Consider the following 20,513-nt stretch of genomic DNA (forward strand, 5'->3'; position numbering starts at 1 on the left):
CCGGTCGCGGTACCGGGGTCGGTCGGCAGGCGGCGGGCCTGCGGGAGGTTCGAGCCCCGGCGTAACGCGGCGGACCGGATCCGAGTGGGTTGGGCTCGCGGCGGATGAGCCGAAGCGGGCCGGGCTCCGCGTGGTGTCCCGGGCCGATGCGGCCCGGCATGATCGGGTGCGGCCGCCCAGGGCGGACTCCGGCCGTGGCACGCAGGCGGCCGGGAGTTTGCGGGGCGTGCAGCGAGGAATTGATTCGGCGGCATAAGCTGCTGAGAGGGTGGGTCGAGAGGTCGGCTCACCGGTAGCGAGCGCAGCGAGTGCGGTGGTCCGGGAGGGCCGGGCTGCCGTGCAGGTTCAGAAAGGGAGTGTCCCGTCATGGTCAACGTCACCGAGGGATACGGGTCCAGCGTTCTGGGGTATCCGCGGATCGGTCCGCATCGGGAGCTCAAGCGGGCGCTCGAGGCGTACTGGCGGGGTTCGCTGGAACGCGAGGAGTTGCTCGCGGTGCGCCGCGACATCCAGGAGCGGCAGTTCGACGAGCTGGCTGCCACCGGCCTGACCCAGGTGCCGGGCAACACCTTCTCCTTCTACGATCATGTTCTCGACAACGCGCTGATGTTCGGGGCGGTGCCGTCCCGGTTCGAGCCCTACCGGGTCGGCCCGGACGGCAAGGAACTGGACCCGCTCGACTTCTACTTCCTGATGGCGCGTGGCCGGCCCGACCTGCCGCCGCTGGAACTGGTCCGGTTCTTCGGCACCAACTACCACTACCGGCAGCCCGAACTGGACGCCGACACCGAGTTCTCGCTGCACCCGGAGGCCCTGCTCGACGAATGGGACCGGGCCAAGGCGCGCGGTATCGAACTGCGCCCGGTGGTGCTCGGCCCGGTCTCGCTGCTGCTGCTGTCCAAGTCCGGCCATGTCCCCGGTGAATCCGGCGGCTTCGACAAGCTGGAACTGCTGGACCGGTTGCTGCCGGTGTACGAGGAACTGTTCGAGATCCTCGCCAAGCGCGGCTCCACCTGTGTGCAGCTCGACGAGCCCTGCTTCACCAGCGAGCGCAGCGAGGCTTCGCTGGCCGCCTTCGAACGCGCCTATCAGCGGCTGTCGAAGGCGCCGCTGCGGCCGCGGATGCTGGTCACCGGCCAGTACGGCGATTTCGGTGAGGCGCTGCGCATCCTGGCGCAGACCGGTGTCGAGGCGATCGGCCTGGACCTGGCCTCCTACCGGATCACTCCGGAGGAATTGGCCGCCGTGCCGGGAATCGGCCGTAAGCGGCTGTACGCGGGCGTGATCAGCGGCACCAATGTGTGGCGCGCCGACCGCTACGTGACGCTGACCTACCTGGAATCCCTCGCCAAGGTGTGCCCGGATCTGGTGGTCTCCACCGGCACCACACTGCTGCACGTGCCCTACGACGTGCTGGCCGAATACGATATCGAGGGCAATGTCGCCGACCGGCTGGCCTTCGCGAAACAGAAGGTCGGCGAGGTGGTTTCGCTGGCCAAGGCGCTCACCGAAGGCCCGTCGGACAGCTGGCGCAAACGCCCCACCGAGGTGCATTTCAAGCAGAAGCACGCCGTCCGGCAGCGGGTGTACGCGATCACCGAGGACATGCGTTCCCGCGAACCCTACGATGTGCGGCGCGCGGCCCAGCAGGAGCGGCTGGACCTGCCGCTGGTGCCCGCGACCACGCTCGGCTCGTACCCGCAGAGCGGCAAGCTGCGCCAGGCCCGTTACGAGGTCGCCGAGGGCCGGCTCGCCTACGAGGACTACCGCAAACAGGTCGAGGCCGAGATCGAGGCGACCATCCGGTTGCAGGAGGACATCGGCCTGGATGTGCTGGTGCACGGCGAGCACGAGCGCAACGACATGATCCAGTACTTCGCCGAGCAGCTGGACGGCTTCGCCACCACCCGGTTCGGCTGGGTGCAGGTGTACGGTTCGCGCTGCGTGCGCCCGCCGATCATCTACGGCGACGTGTCCCGGCCCGCGCCGATGTCGGTGGAGTGGACCAGCTACGCGCAGTCGCTCACCGACCGGCCGGTCAAGGGCATGGTGACCGGGCCGGTGACCATGATCGCCCGCTCGTTCGTCCGGCAGGATCAGCCGCTCTACGAAACTGCCGACCAGGTGGCGCTCGCCGTCCGGGACGAGGTCGTGGACCTGGAGAAGGCGGGGATCGCGATCATCCAGGTCGACGAACCCGCCATCCGGGAGCTGCTGCCGCCGCGGCCGGAGGGCCGCGCCGAATTCCTGCGCTGGGCGGTGGCCGCGTTCCGGCTCGCCACCTCCGGTGTCCGGCCGGACACCCAGATCCACACGCATATCGGCTATTCCGGCCGCACCGAGGTGGTCGACGCCATCGAACGCCTGGACGCCGACGTCACCGCGATCGTGGCGACCCGATCGGTGGAGTGGGTGCTCAAGGCCCTGGAGGAGGACGCCGAGACCGGTCACGGGCTCAGCCACGGCGTCGGCCCCGGCGTCTACGAGAGCCGTTCCGCGCGGATCCCGGATATCGACGAACTCGACGAGCTGCTCACCGCGGCCGCCGCAGCCGTCACCCCGGAACGCCTGTGGGCCAACCCCGACGGCGGCCTCAAAACCCGCCACTACTGGCAGTTGGAGCCCTCGCTGCGCAATATGGTCGCCGCCGCCCGTCGCCTGCGCCGCCGCGCCGCCGCCTCGGCCGACTGAGCTGACCCGGCCGGTACCGCGGTGGTTTCACCCGGTGCCGGGCTCAACCCCTCCGGAGCCCGGCGCGCAGGACGGTGGCGGTGAGATGCGCGCCCACCAGGCTGCCCGCCAGTACGCCTGCTGCTCGGATACCGGTGCCGCCCGCGGGGCGGCGTATCCCGGTGCGCCCCAGCCGTTGCCATGCCCAGGCGCTGAACGGGAGCACCACGAGCGGCGTGGTCGCGACGCCGGGGGTGTAGCCGCGGAACCGGGCGCTGAGTAGCAGATGCCCGAACCCGTGCAGGCCGAATCCCGCGAGGGCGGCCTGGTAGAACCAGGATTCGCCGGCGCTCCGGGCGCCGGCGGCCGAGGCGCCGGCGACTGCGACGCCCATCGTTGCGATCGCCAGTGCGGCATGCCCGGGGGAGGAATTGCGTGCGGCCCAGCGCGGGACTTCGCCCGCATGGCGGGCCGTCCAGCCCGGCATGGTGATCAGTTCTTCGAGATCGTGCACCGCCCAGGCGGCGAGTAGACCCCAGGTGAGGCGCGGGTCGATCGAGCGGTGGAAACTATCGTCTGACACATGTCAGACGATAGTTGACAGGCGTCCCGCCGTCGATCACCTGTGCCGGTTCGGAAGCGGACTGCGCTATTCGCACACTTTCGGCCCGAAACAGCCCGTTCCGGCACGATCGACGCCGGTTGTGCGCGAATAGCGCAATCGGTACGGGGTGGTGCAGGCGTTGGGTCAGTCGTCCGCACTGCTCCCGGCACCGTCGGCCGGCGTCGCCCGGTCCGGCGCGGACCGCTTCTTCCGCCGCTTCCGGGTCGGTTCCGGCGCCGGGTCGGTCAGGTCGTAGCGCTTCACGTAGGCCGCGGCGAAGCCCTGGACGGTGGCGGTGACCGGGATGGCGAGCAGGGCGCCGGTGGGGCCGAGCAAGGCGGCGCCGGCGATCACCGCGCCGAAGGCCACCGCAGGGTGCATATCCAAGGTGGTGGCGGTGATGCGCGGTTGCAGGACGTAGTTCTCGAATTGCTGGTACAGCACGATGAACAGCAGGATCCACAGCGCCGAGAGCGGGTCGTGCACCAGGGCGACGATCACCGGGAGCGCCCCGGCGAGATAGGTGCCGACGGTCGGGATGAACTGGGAGACCACGCCCACCCAGAGCGCCAGGGCGAACGCGGACGGGATATCGAGCACCCGCAGTGCGACGTAGTGCGCGACCGCCGAGCACAGCGCCAGCAGGGCGCGCGAGTAGATGTAGCCGCCGGTCTTCTCGACCGCGATATCCCACGCCCGCAGCACGTGCTTCTGTTGCCGGGGTGGCAGCAGCGAGCAGACGGCATTGCGGAACCGGGGTCCGTCGGCGGCGAAGTAGAACGTGAACAGCAACACCCCGAGCAGCTGGAACAACGCCCCGATGGCGGTCGTGCCGATACCCCAGGCGTTGCCGGCCAGGTCCACCAGATAGCCCTCGATGGTGGAACTCCACTCCGAGGCCCATTCGGTGATGTCGGTTCCGGACAGTTCCGCGTTGAAGGTGTCGTTGACCCAGTCCACCAGGCTGTCGGCGTAGCCCGGGGCATTCTGTACCAGGGTGGTGACCTGGTCGACCAGCAGTGCACCCAGGGTGACCATGAATGCGGTGGTCACCGCGAGCAGTACCAGGAACACGACGGCGGTGCCCGCTCCGCGTCGGACCCCGCGGGCCGCCATCCAGTTCACCGCAGGTTCGATGGCGAAGGCCAGGAACAGCGAGACCAGCAGGATGGTCAGGAAGTTCTGCAGCTGCCCCAGCACCCAGAACGCCGCGATCAGCCCGGCTACCGCGAGTAGCACCTGCAGCAGGGCCCGCGGCAGCCAGCGCGGCGGCGTCCGGGTCGTCCACCAATCCGGCAGCGCCCGCGTGCTTCCGGAATCGTCCGGCGATGAGGTGCCTTGCACAGCCACCCGGTTACGTTAACCGGTCACCGGCGGGTTCACCGTCCATCGGGACGGGTGTCGGGTGGCCGGTCAGATGGTGCCGGCGTCCACGACGAACCGGTAGCGGACATCGCCGGCCACCACCCGGTCGTAGGCGGCGTCGATCTCGTCCGCGGCGATCAGCTCGATCTCGGCCCCGATGCCGTGGTCGGCGCAGAAGTTCAGCATCTCCTGGGTCTGGGCCAGGCCACCGATCATCGAACCGGCCAGGCTGCGCCGGCGACCGGCCAGATTCCGGCCGTGCAGCTGCATGGGCTTCTCGGGCAGGCCGAGGATGACCAGCGTGCCGTCCAGCGCGAGCAGCTTCAGATAGTCGTCCATCGGCAGCTCGGCGGAGACGGTGTTGATGATCAGGTCGAACTTGCCGCGCAGGCTCTTGAAGGTCTGCCGGTCGGCGGTGGCGTAGTAGTGCCCGGCGCCCATCCGGAGCCCGTCGTCGCGTTTGCGCAGGGACTGGCTCAGTACGGTGACGTCGGCACCCAGCGCGGCGGCAATCTTGACGCCGATATGCCCCAGGCCGCCCATGCCGATGACGGCGACCGAGGTACCGGGCCCGGCGTTCCAGTGCCGCAGCGGCGAATACAGCGTGACGCCGGCGCACAGCAGCGGCGCCGCGACATCGAGCCCGAGCCCGTCCGGGATCGTGACCACGAAGTTCTCCCGGACCACGATCCGGGTGGCATAGCCGCCCAGGGTGTAGCCACCGGTTTGTTCGGTCTCCGGGACCGGGTTGTTGTAGGTCCAGGTCGCGCCGTTGTCGCAGTACTGTTCCTCACCGGCCAGGCAGGGTGCGCAGATGCCGCAGGAGTTCACCAGGCAGCCGACGCCGACCCGGTCGCCGACCCGGAACTTCGTCACCTCGGCGCCGACCGCGGCCACCACGCCGGTGATCTCGTGTCCGGGTACGCACGGGTACTGCGTACCGCCCCATTCGTTGCGCGCGGTGTGGATATCGGAGTGGCAGATCCCGACGTAGGCGATATCGATCAGGACATCCTGCGGCCCGGGTTCGCGACGGTCGATGGCGATCTTGCCGAACGTTGCGTCGGGGGCGGGCAGGGCGTAGGCAGCCGCGGTGGTCATGGCTACATGCCTACCGGTGCATGCGCCGATTGCCAACCGAACACGTCGGCCCGCCCGCCGGGTGAGGGACAATGGGATCGACCGGGCGTGGAGGGAGGTCTCGTGGGCCGAACGGGACGCACACTGCTGGTGATGGTCGTCGCGGTCGTCGCGATGCTGGGGTTCGTCGGCTATCGCGGTGACTGGCCGGCCGGCCCCGGAACGGCGGATCGTGCCGATTTCGTGCTCACCACGCGGCCCCCGCTGCCGCCGATGGATGTGGTGTCGGTGGCGGCGGCCGTCCGCCCGTCGATGGTGCACATCGAGGTGTCGACCGGTGGTTCGATTCTGCGCGGGTCCGGCGCGGCCGGGTCCGGGGTGCTGCTCACCGCCGACGGCCAGGTGCTGACCAGCCACCATGTCGTGAAAGGCGCGACCGAGGTGAAGGTGACCGCGGTGGACACCGGCCGGGTCTACCCGGCCGAGGTGCTCGGTTACGACTCCACCACCGATATCGCGCTGCTGGCCCTGTCCGAGGCCGGTGGCCTGGCGCCGATCGGGCTCGGCAGCTCCGGCGACCTGCGGATCCGCGATGAGGTGCTGGCCGTCGGCAATGCCGGCGGTGCCGGTGGTGAGCCGGCGGCGCTGCCGGGCCGGATCCTGGACCTGGATGCCACGATCGTCGCGGTGAACGCGGCCGACGGCAGCCGCAAGGCGCTCACCGGGATGATCGAAGTGGGGGCACCGGTGGAATCGGGGCAGTCCGGTGGCGCGCTGGCCGACGCCACCGGTGCGCTGGTCGGGGTGGTCACGGCCGCATCCGGCGACCGGGCACCCGACGACACCCGGGCGGCGCGGCCCGATTCCGGGTACGCGGTGCCGATCGACACGGCGCTGCGGGTGGTCGAGCAGATCCGTTCCGGCGTCGGTAGCGACACCGTGCATGTCGGCCCCACGGCGGCCCTCGGGGTGCTGGTGTCCGATGAACGGCCGACCGGCGCCCGGATCGACTTCGTCCGCTACGGGTACCCGGCTCGCGGCGCCGGGCTGGCCGCCGGCGAGGTGATCGTCGGCATCGACGATACGGTCGTCCCCGGTGCCCGGGAGTTGCGCGCCGCCATCGACGCGCGAGCGCCCTACGACGAGGTCCGGCTCGAGGTGCTCACCCCGGACGGGGAACGCCGCATCGTATCGGTCGTGCTCGCCGAGGGAACGCCGCGCTGACCCGGCGATCACTTACACGAGCGACAGCCAGTAATCCTGGAACCGCAGGAAGACCAGCAGCAGTACCACGGCATAGGCGACCACCGCGATGGTCCAGCGCCATTCCGCGACGATCCGCATCGGGCTGCGGGAATCACCCCACACCTGATCGGTGGTGACCGCGAACAGCAACGGCATCATCGCCCACACCACCATGCAGTACGGGCACAGGGCGTCGATGCGGTACAGGCTCTGGAAGATCAGCCAGCAGACCAGCGCGATACCGGCCAGCGTGCCCAGCCACAGGCCGCCCCAGAACCATTGCGGCATCCCGGCGCCGGCCACGGCCAGCACCCCGATGGTGACCACGACCGAGAAGCCGACGATGCCGAGCAGCGGGTTGGGGAATCCGAACAGTGCGGCCTGCTCCGTCTCCATCACCGACCCGCAGGAGAGGATCGGGTTGATGCTGCACGAAGGGGTGTATCCGGGGTCGGTGAAGAGCTTGAACCGCTCGACGGTCAGGACGAACGAGGCGATCCAGCCACCGAGCCCGGCCAGGAGCAGCACCCAGGCCGCTCGCACGGGTGCCGCGATCATTCGGTCGCAGCCTCGATGACCGATCGCAGCCCGCCCTCGGTGAACAGCGCCGTCTGATCGACCTTCTGATCGTTGACGAACACCGTCGGCGTCGACTCCACGCCGCTGCCCAGCACATCCCGGGTGGTGTCGGCGATGAACTGCTCGTACGGCTTGTCGTTGATGCAGGTTGCCACCGCCGGGTCGGTGTAGCCGGCTTCCCGGGCGATCTCGATGAGCTCGTCGTTGCTGAGTCCGGCGGTGCCCTCGGCCGGCTGCTGCTCGAACATCGAGGTCAGCCAGTTCTGGTAGTTCGCCGGATCGGACTCCGCGACGCAGTAGGCGGCGTTCGCGGCCCGCGACGAGTACTGCGTGCTCGACGCGCCGTCCAGGAAGGAGATCACCTGATATTCGATCACTGCGCTGCCGTCCGCCGCGGCGTCGGCCAGGGCCTCGCCGTTGGCGGCCTCGAAGGCCTTGCAGCCCGGGCATTGCAGATCCTCGATCACCCGCACCTTCACCGGCGCCTCCGGATTGCCGACCAGGACCGAGCCGGATTCGGTGACCGCACCGGTCACTGCGGGGCGGGCACCACCGGTGCCGCTGTCGGAATTGCGCATCGCGATCCACACCCCGATGGCCGCGATCAGGATGATCAGCACACCCGCGACGGCGACCTGGGTGAGCAGCTTGCGCCGGCGGTCGGCTGCCTCGGCCGCCTTCAGGGGGTTCTTCGGGGTGGCCATCTGTAGTTCAACCCTTTCGGTGTCCGGCTACTCTTCGCCCGCGGGCGGGTTTTCCGAATGACATCATGCGCGGCGATCCTGAGAGTTTCCACAGCGCGTGCATCGCCTCGGCGCGTCCCGGCGTCAGGCGGTATCCAGTCGCCGCAGTTGTTCTGCCACATCGAACCGGGCCACGGGCCATTTCAGGTCCAGCCGGTCCAGTGCGTCGATCAGCAATTCGGTGACCGCCAGCCTGGCATACCACTTCCGGTCGGCCGGTATCACGTACCACGGTGCGTATTCGGTGTCGGTGCGGTCCAGCACGGCCTGATAGGCCTCCAGGTAGGCGGTCCAGTAGGCGCGCTCGTCGATATCGGCGGGACTGAACTTCCAATGCTTGTCGGGGCGTTCCAACCGTTCCCGCAGCCGCTGCTGCTGTTCGTCCAGCGAGATGAACATCGCGACCTTCACCACGGTGGTTCCGGCCTCGGTCAGTTCCTTCTCGAATTCGTTGATCCGGTCGTAGCGCGGTTCCCATACGCTCGGCGGTACCAAGTTGTGTACCCGGGCGACCAGCACATCCTCGTAGTGGGATCGGTCGAAGACGCCGAGTTGCCCGGCCCGGGGCAACTGTTTGCGGATCCGCCACAGGAAATCGTGCTGCTGCTCCTCCTCGGTCGGAACGCCGAACGAGGCGTGATCGACGCCCTGCGGGTCCACCGAGCCGATCACATGCCGGACGATGCCGCCCTTACCGGCGGTGTCCATACCCTGCAGGATCAGCAGCACGCTGCGGTCGTCGCCGGTGCGGCCACCGGCGAAGAGCTTCTCCTGCAACTCGGAGAGCACGTCGCCGCGTTCGGCGAGTAGTTCCTTGCCCGCCGCTTTGTCGCCGCTGAAGCCGGGCGTGCTGGACGTGTCCAGTTCGGCCACCCGAATCCCCTCGGCCTGCAATGCGTGCCGAGCCGGCTGGTCCCAGTGTTTGCCCATGCTCAATCCTTACACCCGATCGGTGGGAGCGGCCGCCTTCTCGGGCTGCCAGCAGGTCACTCCGGCCGGGTCGGCGATTTCGCTGCGATGCACGTACACCGGGTCGCGCCCGGCCCGCTTCTGTTCCTGGTAGTCGCGGAGCAGCCGGAAGGCGATCGTCCCGAGCGGAATGATGGCGACCAGGTTCACCAGCGCCATCACCCCCATGAAAACGTCGGCCAGGTTCCAGACCAGGCTCACCGAACCCAGCGCGCCACCGAAGACGGCCAGCAGAACCGCGATCCGGAATGCGGTGAGCACCTGTGGTCGCCCGGTCAGGAATTCGACATTCGATCGGCCGTAGTAGAAGTTCCCGATCATCGAGCTGAATGCGAGCATGAACACGATGAAGGTCAGCGCATGCCCCGCCCAGGTGCCCAGGGTGATCTCCAGCGAGCTCTGGGTCAGGTCGGCGCCGTGCCGTTCGGAGAGGTCCGGGTCGGTGCTCAGCACGATGAAGGCGGTCATCGAACAGATCAGCAGGGTGTCGAAGAAGACGCCGAGCGCCTGGACCAGGCCCTGCTTCACCGGATGGGAGACCTCGGCGGCGGCACCGGCGTTCGGGGAGGAACCCAGCCCTGCCTCGTTGGAGAACATGCCGCGCCGCACGCCCTGCTGGATCGCCATGCCGATCGCACCACCGGCGACCTCCCGGAAGCCGAACGCTCCGCCGACGATATCGGCCAGGACGGTCGGCAGCTGTTCGGCATTGAGCACCAGCACCGCGAGCCCCAGCAGAATGTAGAGCACCGCCATCAGCGGGACGAGGCGTTCGGTGACCCAGGCGATGCGGCGCACCCCGCCGAAGATCACCGCGGCCAGCAATCCGGCCAGCAGCATGCCCAGCAGCGGCGCGAACCAGGAACCGTCCGGATCGCCGAGCGACCCCTGGGTGGTGACCACGATGGTGTTCGCCTGCACCGCATTGAACACCAGCCCGAAGGTGACCGTGATGACCACCGCGAAGATCGCACCCTGCCAGCGGCGGCCGAGGCCGCGCTCCATGTAGTACGCCGGACCGCCCCGGTAGGTGCCGGGCTCGCGTTCGGGCACCTTGTACAACTGGGCCAGGGTGGATTCGACGAATGCGGAGGATGCGCCGAGCACCGCCATCGCCCACATCCAGAACACCGCACCGGGACCGCCGAGGGTGATCGCTGTGGCGACGCCGGCGATATTGCCGGTGCCGACCCGGGCGGCCGCCGAAATGGTGAACGCGCCGAACGCCGATACCGACCGCTTGCCGTCCGCCGCCGGCTTGCCGCGCTCGGTCACCGCCCGCAGCATCTCGGGGAACAGGCGCAATTGGACGACCCCGGTACGCACCGTGAAGTAGACGCCGGCGGCCACCACCAACGGGATCAGCAACCATGTCCAGAACAGATCGTTGACATCGACGATGAACGAGTTCAGGGTGTCCACCTCGGCAGGCTACCGCCGGGAAATGGGTTTCCGCGCTCAGTCGGGGCGGGTCGCGCTCACATATTGCATGAACCGGTGGATCTGCTGATCCACCTCGGTCAACCCGGCCGCCGCGAACAACTCCGGGAAGGTGCTCGCATCGAACAGCCGCAGCCCGCCGAGCCCGCCTGCGTATCTGCTCACGGTGCCGACCGGGCCGGGCACGGCGTAGCTGGTGCTGATCGCGATCCGGCCACCCGGGGCGAGCACCCGGATCATCTCCCGGGTGGCCGCTTCCGGATCCGGAATCAGGTACAGGGCGCCGAAACAGCACACCGCATCGAAGGTCGCATCGGCGAACGGCAGCCGCCGGGCGTCGCCGCGCACATATCCGACCCGCGGGCCGGAGTTGTCCCGGCGGGCCCGGTCCAGCATCGGTTCCGAATAGTCCAGGCCCACCACCCGGCCGGCGCCGCCGAGTTCCTCGCTCAGGTACCGGGCGAAGTTGCCCGGCCCGCAGGCCAGGTCGAGCACTTTCGCATTACCGCCGAGCCGCAGCTCGTGGACCGCATCCCGGCGGTCCCGGTCCGTGCTGCGGCCGCTGGCGAGGTAGAACAGCGCCGGCCGCCAGGCGCGCTCGTACACCGCGGCCAGGGCCGGTGCGTTCATGGTCCGCCGGGCGAGATTCATCGGCGCCCTTCGGGTGCCCGCTCCACCTCGATCGTCATCCCGGCGGCGCGCAGTCGTTCGGTGAGCGGCTCACCCATCGCGGTCGCCGGGGTGAGTACGCCCGCCGCCTGCGGCAGCCGTTCGCCGTCGAAGGCCAGGCACAGGCCGCTCTCGCCGAGCAGGACGGCGGTCGCCTGGTAGCCCGGATCGCCCTGACCGGCGAAGGTGGCGACATACTTCGCCCCGGAACTGGTGTGCGCGAAGGTCTTCATGGTGAACCAGCCGCTGCGCCGGGACTCCTCGCTGGGGCCGGTGCCGGGCTTCGGCAGTACCCGGTCCAGCAACCGGCGGCCGAACGAGACCCGCGAGAGCACCGCGCCGGTGGCCAGCCCGGCCACGATGCCGCCTGCGACCCCGGCCGCGACCAGCGGTGCGGCGGCCGACGATCCGGCGTTCATCACCTCCCGGTACCGGAACTGTTTTCCGTAGGCCCAGCCCAGCAGGGCATTGCTGCGGCGCACGATGCGGGTGTTGTGCGCGGCCATCACGAAGGTGGTGACCCAGCCGTGCAGGCTCGGGTCGATGTTCTCGGCGCGGGTCAGGGTCTGGTCGGATTGCCGGCCCACATCGGGTTCCAGGCTGCGGTCCGGGCTGAGCGTGTACGGGTGGGCCAGCAGTCGGGCACGGGCCGGGTCGGCGGCGGTGTCCTCCATCAGGGCCCGGCCGGAATCGATGGTGCCGCCACTCATTCCGCCCTTGAGGTAGGCGACCAGGGTGGTGTCGGTGAGTTCGCCGGTGTCGTCGGCGAGGCTGCGCCGGTAGATCTCGTAGACGCTCAGGTCCGACGGAATCGAGTCGTAGCCACAGGAGTTAACGATCCGGGCGCCGGATTCGACGGCGGTCTCCTGGTATTCGTCGATCGCATCGCGGATGAACAGTGGTTCGCCGGTCAGGTCGGCGTAATGGGTACCGGCCGCCGCGCACGCACCCAGCAGGGCCTTGCCGTAGCGCAGGTACGGGCCGACGGTGGTGACCACCACGCGGGTCCGGGCGGCCAGCGCGGCCAGCGATTCGGGATCGTTCGAATCCGCCTGGACCAGTTCCCAGTTCGCGGCGCCGGCGCCGAGCTCGGTGCGCACCGCGGCCAGCTTCTCCGGGGAACGCCCGGCCAGGGCGATGCGGGCGCCGTCGGGTGCCGCATCGACCAGGTATTCGGCGGTGAGTTTGCCGACGAAACCGGTCGCGCCGAAGAGGATCAGGTCGAATTCACGTGTATCGGACATCAGGTTCTTTCGTCGAGGGTCACGGCTTGGCGGTCTTGCGGGCGCGGGCCAGCGCCCGGGCGGCCTTCGGATGTCGCTCGGTCAGCCATCGGTGGTGGGCGCGGCCCAGTTCGGTGACCGGCGGGTCACCGTAGAGCCATTCCCGGGCGATGCGATGCCAATTCGCAGTGGCGCCGAGTTGGCCCAGCATGCCGAAGGTGAGAAAGTCCGCGCGCCGGGAGAACAGGTGCTCCGGCGGCAGGTTCTGCTGTTTCATCCCGGTGAACTCGGCGGCCCGCGGGTCCACCGCGAGCAGGAAGGCGCCGCTGGCCAATTCGGGAGTGATGGTCAGCTCTTCGTCGACCAGACACCATTCCGATGCCGAGAGGACGTATTCGAGGCATTCCTCGGCGCCGACCTGTTCCGCCGATTCGATCACCCCGCGCTGGATCATCAGTTGCTGCAGGTCTTCGGCCCGGTCCTCGGCGGCGGCTCGCAGGCAGGTCGCCTCGAACTGCACGTGTTTGGGGTCCATCCGGGTGAAGAGCCCGAAATCCAAGAAGGCCACCCGGCCGTCGTCGGCCAGCAATACGTTGCCGGGATGCGGATCGCCGCAGAATTCGTCGAAGGTGAACAGCGAACCCACATAGAAGCGGTAGATGATCTCCCCGAGCCGGTCGCGGTCGGCGGCCGGCAGCTGCTGTACCTGTTCGAAGCCGATGCCTTCGACGTACTCGCTGACCAGGACCCGGGTACTGGAGAACTCCGGTATGGACCGGGGCACCCGGATGAACGGATGCCCGTCGTAGAGTTCGGCGATCGCCAGCTGGGTGGCGGCCTCGGCCTGGTAGTCGAGTTCGGCCTCCATGTTCAGCCGCAGTTCGTCCAGGACCGCGGGGGTGATCCACGGCATGGCCGAGGTCAGGATCCGGCGCAGCATCGTCAGGTTCTTCAGATCGGCGCGCACTGCGACATCGATCCCGGGGTACTGCACCTTCACCGCCACCCGTCGGCCGTCGCGCAGGGTCGCCAGGTACACCTGGCCGATCGAGGCCGCCGCCACCGGCTCCGGATCGAATTCGGTGAAGACCGTGGTCAGATCGCCGCCGAAGTCCTCCTCGATCACCGCTTTCATCGCCTCGAAGGTCACCGTCGGGGCGGCATTGCGCAGCACGGCCAGCCGCTGCTGGAACCGTTCCCGGTGGTCCTCGGGAACCAGGTCGAGATCGAGTACCGACATCATCTGGCCGAGCTTCATGGCCACGCCCTTCATGGTGCCCAGCACCATGACGATGTGTTCGGTGGTGCGCAGCATCGACTCCTCGGCCATCTGCGCGCGCACCGCCTCGGATCTGCCGCGCATCGACAGCCGGGTGCGCTGCTTGCGCAGCATCGAACCGGCTGCCACCGCGCCCAGTTTGGTGCCGCGAGCGAGCCGAGAAGTCGGCACGTGCTTGGCCATCGAGGTACCTCCGTTGGTGCCGACGCGCGACTGGCCGTGGAGCTGCCCGCAACCGGTCGTTACGGGTGACTCATCACACAGCCATCGTGTGGGACTCAGCGTAGCCAACGAAGCCCGGATGTCGAAGGGGCCGGTACCCGTGAGTAGCTCAAGCCGGGGGCGGCTCCGGATCGGGCATCGCGTGCGACTTGGCGTTGAACAGGTCGGGGGAGCCGCCGTGCCGGACGATGCCCTCGATGGCGCTCCAGGTCATCATCGTGAGGTAGTCGATGACGGTCTCGCGGGACATCGTCTTGGTGGTGGTCCACCAGTGCGTGGCCAGCTGGATCCCGCCGACCACCACATACGACCAGAGCATCGCGCCGTCGGTCTGCACGCCCCGCGCACCCGCCCGGTCGACCATGGCAACGGTGACCACCTCGGCGAACAGCCGCTCGAACTCGGCCAGCGAGGACTGGTCGCCGGCAGAGTTGTTCATGATGAAGCGGTAGATCTCCGGATCGTCGTCGACGGTGCCGACATATTCGGTCAGCGCGGCGCGCACCAGCTGGTACTCGTCGGCGTCCAGGGTGATCGCGCCGTAGATCCGGGGCATCAGGGTGGTCTCGATGAACCGTTCCATGGTGGCGTGCACCAGGTCGTTCTTGTCCGCGAAGTAGCGGTAGAGCACGGTCTTGGAGACGCCGATCTCGGCGGCGATCTCATCCATTCCGGCCTGGCTGCCGCGGGCCCGGATGGCATTGAGCGTGCCGTCGACCAGCTCCTCGCGCCGGTCGATCTTGTGCTGGCGCCACCGGCGTTTGCGGCCGTCGACCGCGCCGCCACGCACCGGCGCCGCGCGTTCGGTGCGCTCGCCGATCTCGACAAGGTCTTCGGTGGACAGCGTGGGCCCCCTCGGTCGATCGGTTCGGGTCGGTCTCCAGCTTAAGCGGGTGATGGGTGTCGATGCCCACGTTTCGCCCAGGGTGCGGCATTTACCACATTTTCACCTTACGCGCTGGTTATCGGAAACGAACGATTCGGTGGCGTCCGGTGGGGAGCTCGACGGCGTGCCGGACGTGTCGCGGCGGACCGTTGCGGGGCACAGCAGAATGGGGCCATGGAGAAAGCTCCCGGCAACACGTCGGTCCTGCCGCCGCGCCCCGCGCCCGTCGCGGCGACCGGCTTCGCGATGCTGACCGACGAAGCCGCCAAACGGCGTGACCTGTGGAAGATGAAGGCCCTGGCCACCGGGCTGCTGCTGCTGGCCTCGGCGATCTATCTGTACTGCCGCTGGCTGGAGACCCGCGGTGGTGCCGGGGCCTGGGTCGGTTATGTGCGGGCGGCCTCGGAAGCGGGGATGGTCGGCGCCCTGGCCGACTGGTTCGCGGTGACGGCGCTGTTCCGGCATCCGCTGGGGCTGCCGATTCCGCATACGGCGATCATTCGGAAGAAGAAGGATCAGCTCGGCGCGAGCCTCGGCGATTTCGTCGGGGCCAACTTCCTCGCGCCCGATGTGGTGTCGGCGAAACTCGCGTCCGCGCAGATCTCCTGGCGGGTGGGCCGGTGGATGGCCGAACCGCGCAATGCGGCGCGGGTGGCGCAGGAGAGTTCGACGCTGCTGCGCGCGGTGGTCGGGGTGCTGCGCGACGAGGATGTCGAGCAGGTCATCGACAACACCATCGTCAAGCGGATCGCCGAACCGCAGTGGGGGCCGCCGATCGGCCGGGTGCTCAGCGAGCTGATCGCCGACAACCGGCAGCTGCCGCTGCTGGACCTGCTGGCCGAGCGGGCTCATCAGTGGGCGCTGGGCAGTCAGGAGACGATCGACCGGATCGTGCTGCGGGATGCGCCGCAGTGGGCGCCCAAATTCGTCAACGTGCTGCTCGCCGAGCGGATCTACCGGGAGCTGGTCGAGTTCACCTGGAAGGTGCGCTCGAACCCGGACCACGAGGTGCGGCTGGCGGCCAACCGGTTCCTGGAGGATTTCGCCGACGATCTGCAGCACGACGAGGCGATGATCGCGAAGGCCGAGAAGGTCAAGGCCGAGATCATGGGCCGGGACGAGATCACCGGCCTGGCCGAGGCGACCTGGCGGGCCGCCAAGCGGCTGATCCTGGAATCGGCCGACGATCCGGACAGCACGCTGCGCCGCAAGGTGGCCGAGAACGTGCAACAGCTCGGCGAGCGGCTGCGCGACGACCCGGAGATGCGGTCCAAGGTGGACGGCTGGATCGATCGGGGTGCCCGGTACCTGGTCGGCAACTACTCCGCGGAGATCACCACGCTGGTCACCGACACGGTGGCGCGCTGGGATGCCGAGGAGGCCAGCAAGAAGATCGAACTGCAGGTCGGGCGCGATCTGCAGTTCATCCGGATCAACGGGACCGTGGTGGGTTCGCTGGCCGGGCTGACCATCTACACCGTCTCCGATCTGCTGTTCCACTAGTTCGGTTGCCGAACGAGCGCTAACAAAAGTGCTTGCAATAGTTAGCACGCTGTCCTAGCATCGAATCCGTACAAGCCAGAAGGTGAGTGATGGCAGACCATTCCGAGGTTTCCGCTCAGCACCCCGAGCCTGCCGTGGACCCGTCCACGGAGGCCGGAGACAAGGCGGGCCGCGTCGTGCACGCGGCGCAGGACATCGGCGGTTTCATCCGAGCTCAGCGGGAATCCGCGCAGGTGTCCCTCCGTCAGCTCGCCGCTCTGGCGGGGGTGAGCAATCCGTACCTGAGCCAGATCGAACGCGGATTGCGCAACCCATCGGCCGAAGTGCTCACGCAGATCGCCAAGGCGCTGCGGGTGTCCTCGGAGGTCTTGTACGTACGAGCCGGATATCTCGAGCAGCGTCCGCACAGCCCGGTCCGGGATGCTCTGCTGGCCGACACCTCGGTGACGGAACGGCAGAAGCAGGTGCTGCTGGAGATCTACGAATCGTTCCGCAGGGAGAACGACGAAACCGGTTCAGGGGGGAACGTCCGGGACAGTGCAGTCCCGGGGCCGGGGTCCGCCTCGGACACGCCAGCAGACACTCCGTCACGCCAGGAGAACGAAGACACATGACCGAAAAGAACGCGACCGTCACCAAGTCGCTGTACGCCACCGTCGGTGCGGGTGACGCGCTGTACGCCGCCGTCAACGATGTGGTCGCCGAGGTGCGCGGCCGGGTCGGTGCCGCCGATGTGAACGCCCGGGTGGACGAGGCCCGCGAGCGCATCGCCGCGGTGCCCTCCGATGTCCAGACCCAGTTCGACTCGCTGCGCGAGCGGCTGTCCGGCCTGCCCTCGGAACTGCCCGAGGACCTCGCCGAGCTGCGCGAGAAGTTCACCACCGAGGAGCTGCGCAAGCTGGCCGACCAGTACTACCGCCAGGTCGTCGACATGTACTCCGACCTCGCCGAGCGTGGCGAGGAGACGGTGGAGCGGCTGCGCGCCAACCACCTCGTCGAGGAGCAGATCGACCGGGTCGAGGGGCTCTACAAGGACGCGTCCTCGCGGGCCGAGGAAGTGCTGGGCCGCTTCGGTGACCTGATCGGCCGCGCCGAGCAGGTCGAGGCCGATGCGGCTGCCGAACCGGTGGTGGAGGCCGAGGTCGTGGCCGTGACCACCGAGCCGGAGGCGCCGAAGACCGCAGCCAAGCCGGCCGCGAAGAAGCCTGCGGCCAAGAAGACCGCCGCCAAGAAGGCGCCGGCCAAGAAGGCTGCGCCGAAGAAGGCCTGATTCGCAGACTTCGAAACAGCGACCCCCGCACATGAGTCATGTGCGGGGGTCGCTGCTTCTACCATGGAGAAGTGACGTCTGTACTCATGCTGACCGGAACCATCTACTTCGTGCTGTGGGTGGTGGCCCTGGGGGCCGTCGTCTTCGCGTTGATCCACGCGATCCGGCAGCGTCCCGACGCCTTCACCGCGGTGGACAAGCTGACCAAGCCGATCTGGCTGGCGATCCTCGCCGGTGCGCTGCTGTTCCTGATCCTCACCCCCGGCCGGCTGGGGTTGTTCGCGTTCATCTCGATCATTGCCACCGGTATCTATCTGGCCGATGTGCGCCCGAAGGTGGACGAGGTGCAGCGCGGTCCGCGGTGGTAGCCGAACCGGATCGACCCTTGGCTTTGGTGTAAATCGGAGTTACCGTATCGGGTAGTAACACAAAGGAGTGTCCCGATGCGCGCAACGCTGCCGCCGGCCCTGTCGAAACTCACCGGCAAGGTCAAGACCGTGCTCGCGGCCCACCGAGCCGACCTGCGGACCCGTACCTACGCGACCGCAGCGTTCAACAAGCCGGCCGTGACGCCCGACGAGATCGCGGTGACCACTGCCGACGGCGCCCGGCTGCGCGTGCACGCCTACGGCCCGAAGGACGCTCCCGTGCTGGTCCTGGTGCACGGCTGGGCCTGCGCCATCGAGTACTGGAATCCGCAGATCAACGCCTTCGCCGGGGAATACCGCGTGGTCGCCTACGACCAGCGCGGCCACGGCGAGAGCCGGCACGGATACGCCGCACCCAGCATGAACGTCCTCGCCGACGATCTCGCCGATGTCCTCGATGCGGTGCTGCTGCCGGGCCAGCAGGCCGTGCTCGCCGGGCACAGCATGGGCGGGATGACCCTGCTGTCCTGGGCCGCCCGCTACCCCGAACAGGTCGAGCGGCAGGCAGCGGCGGTACTGCTGACCAACACCGCCGCACACAGCACCGTCGAGGTGTCCACCATGGTCCCCGGCTTCAACAAACCGCTGTCCTGGCTCGGTGGCCGTTCGGTACCGGCGCCGGAGTGGCTGGCCCGCGCCATCGTCGGGGCGCCGGTTGCGCTGGCGCCGATCGCGCCGGTGAAATGGCTGTTCGCCCGGCAGGTCGAAACCCTCGACGCTCCGCCGGACGTGCTGGAATTCGGGCTGAACATCATCCGTTCCTGCCCCGTGCTGATCCGGTCCCGGTACGGACTGTTGATGACCGAGCTCGCCCTCGGCGATGCGGCCCGGCAGCTCACGGTACCGACGGTCGTCCTGGCCGGTGCGCACGACGACCTGCTGCCCCCGCTGCATTCCGAGCGCCTCGCCGCCCTGCTCTACGACACCGGCGCCCTGGTGCGCCACCGTATCTTCCCGACCGGCCACCTCGGCAATGTGGAACGGCGCGACCTGTTCGACGCCGAACTCGCCGACCTGCTGGCCACCGCGCACGGGCGGCAGCGCGAGCTCGCCTACGCTTGATTCCGGACTGTCGGTACCGGCTCCGGGGACATGGCCATCGGCGAGCATGAGCTTCCCGGGCCGGAACCGCCCGCCGGTGCGCGCCACAACAACAACCGCAAGTGGCTCCCGGCGACCTTCCGGGAGCGCGCAGCCGACGATGCGGGGCCGACCGGGTGCCACGAGATCTCCGCCGGGGCCGATCTCGTCCACCGGCCGATCCATCGGCCGTCGCCGCGCGTGCGATCTGATCGGATATCGATGTGAAACAGGGCTGGGCTACCTGGCCGGCCGACTCGCCGAGTCGGCGACGGTGCGCTGCGGCCCCCGGTGCCGGTCCGTCGACGCCGAGTACGACCTGCGAGGATGTGCTTCATGAGTGCTCCATCCCCCGACGACCGCCGGATCGTGCTCACGCTGGGCTGCCCGGACCGGCCGGGCATCATCGCCCGGATCACCTCGTTCATCGCCGGATTCGGCGGCTCGATCGTCGAGGCGGGATACCACTCCGACTCCGACACCGGCTGGTTCTTCACCCGCCAGGCGATCAGTGCCGCCACCGTGCCGTTCGGGCTGGACGAGCTGCGCACCCGGTTCGCCGAGGTGGCGGCGGATTTCGGGCCGGAGACGGAATGGGATCTGCTGGATTCCGGCGCCCCGCGCCGGGTGGTGCTGCTGGTGAGCAAGGACGGGCACTGCCTGCACGATCTGCTCGGCCGGGCCGCGGCTGGGGAGCTGCCGGCGACCATCGAGGCGGTGATCGGCAATCACCCCGACCTGGCGGCGATCACCGAGGCGCACGGCGTGAAATTCCACCATGTTCCGTTCCCGAAGGATCCGGCCGAACGCGGGCCCGCATTCGAGCAGGTGCGCGAGCTGGTCGATGCGCACGATCCGGATGCCGTGGTGCTGGCCCGGTTCATGCAGGTGCTACCGGCCGCGTTGTGTGAACACTGGGCCGGCCGGGCGATCAATATTCATCACAGCTTCCTGCCGTCCTTCGTCGGTGCCCGGCCGTATCACCAGGCCTACGCCCGCGGGGTCAAACTCATCGGCGCCACCTGCCACTACGTGACCGCGGAGCTGGATGCGGGCCCGATCATCGAACAGGACGTGATCCGGGTCGACCACGCCGACGAGGTGCGCGACATGGTGCGGCAGGGCCGCGATATCGAACGCGTCGTGCTCGCCCGCGGCCTGCGCTGGCACCTGGAGGGCCGGGTCCTGGTGCACGGCCGCCGCACCGTCGTCTTCGAATAGCCGACCGCCCGAGAACCTTGCATCGAACTGTGTGGTC

19 protein-coding genes are annotated in these 20,513 nt (G+C 68.6%); 8 read left to right on the forward strand and 11 right to left on the reverse strand.

The genetic code is table 11. The features are described 5' to 3' along the window. Nucleotides 1-366: 366 nt before the first annotated feature. A complete protein-coding gene (gene metE / locus AC1HFH_RS03920) occupies nt 367-2,691 on the forward strand; it encodes a 5-methyltetrahydropteroyltriglutamate--homocysteine S-methyltransferase (protein WP_480246068.1) in 2,325 nt (774 codons plus the stop codon). Between the two features lie 43 nt (nt 2,692-2,734). Here the strand turns inward: metE and AC1HFH_RS03925 are convergent, their stop codons facing one another. The 3 genes from AC1HFH_RS03925 to AC1HFH_RS03935 all read right to left on the reverse strand — a co-directional run bounded on the left by AC1HFH_RS03925 (nt 2,735) and on the right by AC1HFH_RS03935 (nt 5,740). Then, nucleotides 2,735-3,253 (reverse strand): HXXEE domain-containing protein, encoded by a 519-nt coding sequence (locus AC1HFH_RS03925; RefSeq protein WP_480246069.1) that lies wholly within the window; start codon nt 3,251-3,253, stop codon nt 2,735-2,737. A gap of 165 nt (nt 3,254-3,418) precedes the next feature. After that, entirely contained in the window at nt 3,419-4,624 is a 1,206-nt protein-coding gene (locus AC1HFH_RS03930; RefSeq protein ID WP_480246070.1) for an AI-2E family transporter, read from the reverse strand. 63 nt (nt 4,625-4,687) lie between these two features. Next, entirely contained in the window at nt 4,688-5,740 is a 1,053-nt protein-coding gene (locus AC1HFH_RS03935; RefSeq protein WP_480246071.1) for an NAD(P)-dependent alcohol dehydrogenase, read from the reverse strand. A gap of 102 nt (nt 5,741-5,842) precedes the next feature. Between AC1HFH_RS03935 and AC1HFH_RS03940 the strand changes: the two genes are divergently transcribed. Further along, on the forward strand, nt 5,843-6,943 hold the full coding sequence (locus AC1HFH_RS03940; protein WP_480246072.1) for a S1C family serine protease: 1,101 nt from the start codon (nt 5,843-5,845) through the stop codon (nt 6,941-6,943). 12 nt (nt 6,944-6,955) lie between these two features. On the opposite strand, the gene AC1HFH_RS03945 is transcribed toward AC1HFH_RS03940, so the two are convergent. From AC1HFH_RS03945 to AC1HFH_RS03980, 8 genes are all read right to left on the reverse strand, one after another. Further along, the gene (locus tag AC1HFH_RS03945) at nt 6,956-7,522 is read right to left on the reverse strand and encodes a vitamin K epoxide reductase family protein (protein ID WP_480246073.1); all 567 of its coding nucleotides are present in this window, start codon (nt 7,520-7,522) and stop codon (nt 6,956-6,958) included. Further along, a complete protein-coding gene (locus AC1HFH_RS03950) occupies nt 7,519-8,247 on the reverse strand; it encodes a DsbA family protein (RefSeq protein WP_480246074.1) in 729 nt (242 codons plus the stop codon). Before AC1HFH_RS03950 ends, AC1HFH_RS03945 begins: the two co-directional genes overlap by 4 nt. 123 nt (nt 8,248-8,370) lie before the next feature. Then, the gene (locus AC1HFH_RS03955; protein ID WP_480246075.1) at nt 8,371-9,216 is read right to left on the reverse strand and encodes a polyphosphate kinase 2 family protein; all 846 of its coding nucleotides are present in this window, start codon (nt 9,214-9,216) and stop codon (nt 8,371-8,373) included. 9 nt (nt 9,217-9,225) lie between these two features. Next, nucleotides 9,226-10,677: an alanine/glycine:cation symporter family protein gene (locus tag AC1HFH_RS03960; RefSeq protein WP_480246076.1), complete on the reverse strand. Its 1,452-nt coding sequence runs from the start codon at nt 10,675-10,677 to the stop codon at nt 9,226-9,228. A gap of 36 nt (nt 10,678-10,713) precedes the next feature. Continuing rightward, entirely contained in the window at nt 10,714-11,346 is a 633-nt protein-coding gene (locus tag AC1HFH_RS03965; protein WP_480246077.1) for a class I SAM-dependent methyltransferase, read from the reverse strand. Then, nucleotides 11,343-12,608, reverse strand: a complete 1,266-nt coding sequence (locus tag AC1HFH_RS03970; RefSeq protein WP_480246078.1) for a saccharopine dehydrogenase family protein — start codon at nt 12,606-12,608, stop codon at nt 11,343-11,345. Before AC1HFH_RS03970 ends, AC1HFH_RS03965 begins: the two co-directional genes overlap by 4 nt. A 19-nt stretch (nt 12,609-12,627) precedes the next feature. After that, a complete protein-coding gene (locus tag AC1HFH_RS03975; protein ID WP_480246079.1) occupies nt 12,628-14,049 on the reverse strand; it encodes an ABC1 kinase family protein in 1,422 nt (473 codons plus the stop codon). 148 nt (nt 14,050-14,197) lie between these two features. Beyond that, a complete protein-coding gene (locus AC1HFH_RS03980; RefSeq protein WP_480246080.1) occupies nt 14,198-14,878 on the reverse strand; it encodes a TetR/AcrR family transcriptional regulator in 681 nt (226 codons plus the stop codon). A gap of 270 nt (nt 14,879-15,148) precedes the next feature. Here AC1HFH_RS03980 and AC1HFH_RS03985 point away from each other — a divergent pair, with 270 nt between their 5' ends. The 6 genes from AC1HFH_RS03985 to purU all read left to right on the forward strand — a co-directional run bounded on the left by AC1HFH_RS03985 (nt 15,149) and on the right by purU (nt 20,476). Beyond that, the gene (locus AC1HFH_RS03985; RefSeq protein WP_480246081.1) at nt 15,149-16,477 is read left to right on the forward strand and encodes a DUF445 domain-containing protein; all 1,329 of its coding nucleotides are present in this window, start codon (nt 15,149-15,151) and stop codon (nt 16,475-16,477) included. An 89-nt stretch (nt 16,478-16,566) separates the two neighbouring features. Next, a complete protein-coding gene (locus AC1HFH_RS03990; RefSeq protein ID WP_480246082.1) occupies nt 16,567-17,091 on the forward strand; it encodes a helix-turn-helix domain-containing protein in 525 nt (174 codons plus the stop codon). Then, nucleotides 17,088-17,747, forward strand: a complete 660-nt coding sequence (locus AC1HFH_RS03995; RefSeq protein WP_480246083.1) for a heparin-binding hemagglutinin — start codon at nt 17,088-17,090, stop codon at nt 17,745-17,747. Before AC1HFH_RS03990 ends, AC1HFH_RS03995 begins: the two co-directional genes overlap by 4 nt. 71 nt (nt 17,748-17,818) lie before the next feature. Further along, nucleotides 17,819-18,115, forward strand: a complete 297-nt coding sequence (locus AC1HFH_RS04000) for a DUF2516 family protein (protein WP_480246084.1) — start codon at nt 17,819-17,821, stop codon at nt 18,113-18,115. Nucleotides 18,116-18,190: 75 nt separating this feature from the next. Beyond that, the gene (locus AC1HFH_RS04005) at nt 18,191-19,237 is read left to right on the forward strand and encodes an alpha/beta fold hydrolase (protein WP_480246085.1); all 1,047 of its coding nucleotides are present in this window, start codon (nt 18,191-18,193) and stop codon (nt 19,235-19,237) included. 354 nt (nt 19,238-19,591) lie between these two features. Continuing rightward, on the forward strand, nt 19,592-20,476 hold the full coding sequence (purU, locus tag AC1HFH_RS04010) for a formyltetrahydrofolate deformylase (RefSeq protein WP_480246086.1): 885 nt from the start codon (nt 19,592-19,594) through the stop codon (nt 20,474-20,476). Nucleotides 20,477-20,513: the final 37 nt, after the last annotated feature.

This window comes from Nocardia sp. KT25-26 (assembly GCF_056627695.1).

Excerpts from the sequence above, each read along its gene's own strand:
- metE (WP_480246068.1), top strand. The coding sequence starts at position 367 with ATGGTCAACGTCACCGAGGGATACGGGTCCAGCGTTCTGGGGTATCCG.
- AC1HFH_RS03935 (WP_480246071.1), bottom strand. The coding sequence starts at position 5,740 with ATGACCACCGCGGCTGCCTACGCCCTGCCCGCCCCCGACGCAACGTTC.
- AC1HFH_RS03945 (WP_480246073.1), bottom strand. The coding sequence starts at position 7,522 with ATGATCGCGGCACCCGTGCGAGCGGCCTGGGTGCTGCTCCTGGCCGGG.
- AC1HFH_RS03950 (WP_480246074.1), bottom strand. The coding sequence starts at position 8,247 with ATGGCCACCCCGAAGAACCCCCTGAAGGCGGCCGAGGCAGCCGACCGC.
- AC1HFH_RS03955 (WP_480246075.1), bottom strand. The coding sequence starts at position 9,216 with ATGGGCAAACACTGGGACCAGCCGGCTCGGCACGCATTGCAGGCCGAG.
- AC1HFH_RS03965 (WP_480246077.1), bottom strand. The coding sequence starts at position 11,346 with ATGAATCTCGCCCGGCGGACCATGAACGCACCGGCCCTGGCCGCGGTG.
- AC1HFH_RS03970 (WP_480246078.1), bottom strand. The coding sequence starts at position 12,608 with ATGTCCGATACACGTGAATTCGACCTGATCCTCTTCGGCGCGACCGGT.
- AC1HFH_RS03975 (WP_480246079.1), bottom strand. The coding sequence starts at position 14,049 with ATGGCCAAGCACGTGCCGACTTCTCGGCTCGCTCGCGGCACCAAACTG.
- AC1HFH_RS03985 (WP_480246081.1), top strand. The coding sequence starts at position 15,149 with ATGGAGAAAGCTCCCGGCAACACGTCGGTCCTGCCGCCGCGCCCCGCG.
- AC1HFH_RS03990 (WP_480246082.1), top strand. The coding sequence starts at position 16,567 with ATGGCAGACCATTCCGAGGTTTCCGCTCAGCACCCCGAGCCTGCCGTG.
- AC1HFH_RS03995 (WP_480246083.1), top strand. The coding sequence starts at position 17,088 with ATGACCGAAAAGAACGCGACCGTCACCAAGTCGCTGTACGCCACCGTC.
- AC1HFH_RS04005 (WP_480246085.1), top strand. The coding sequence starts at position 18,191 with ATGCGCGCAACGCTGCCGCCGGCCCTGTCGAAACTCACCGGCAAGGTC.
- purU (WP_480246086.1), top strand. The coding sequence starts at position 19,592 with ATGAGTGCTCCATCCCCCGACGACCGCCGGATCGTGCTCACGCTGGGC.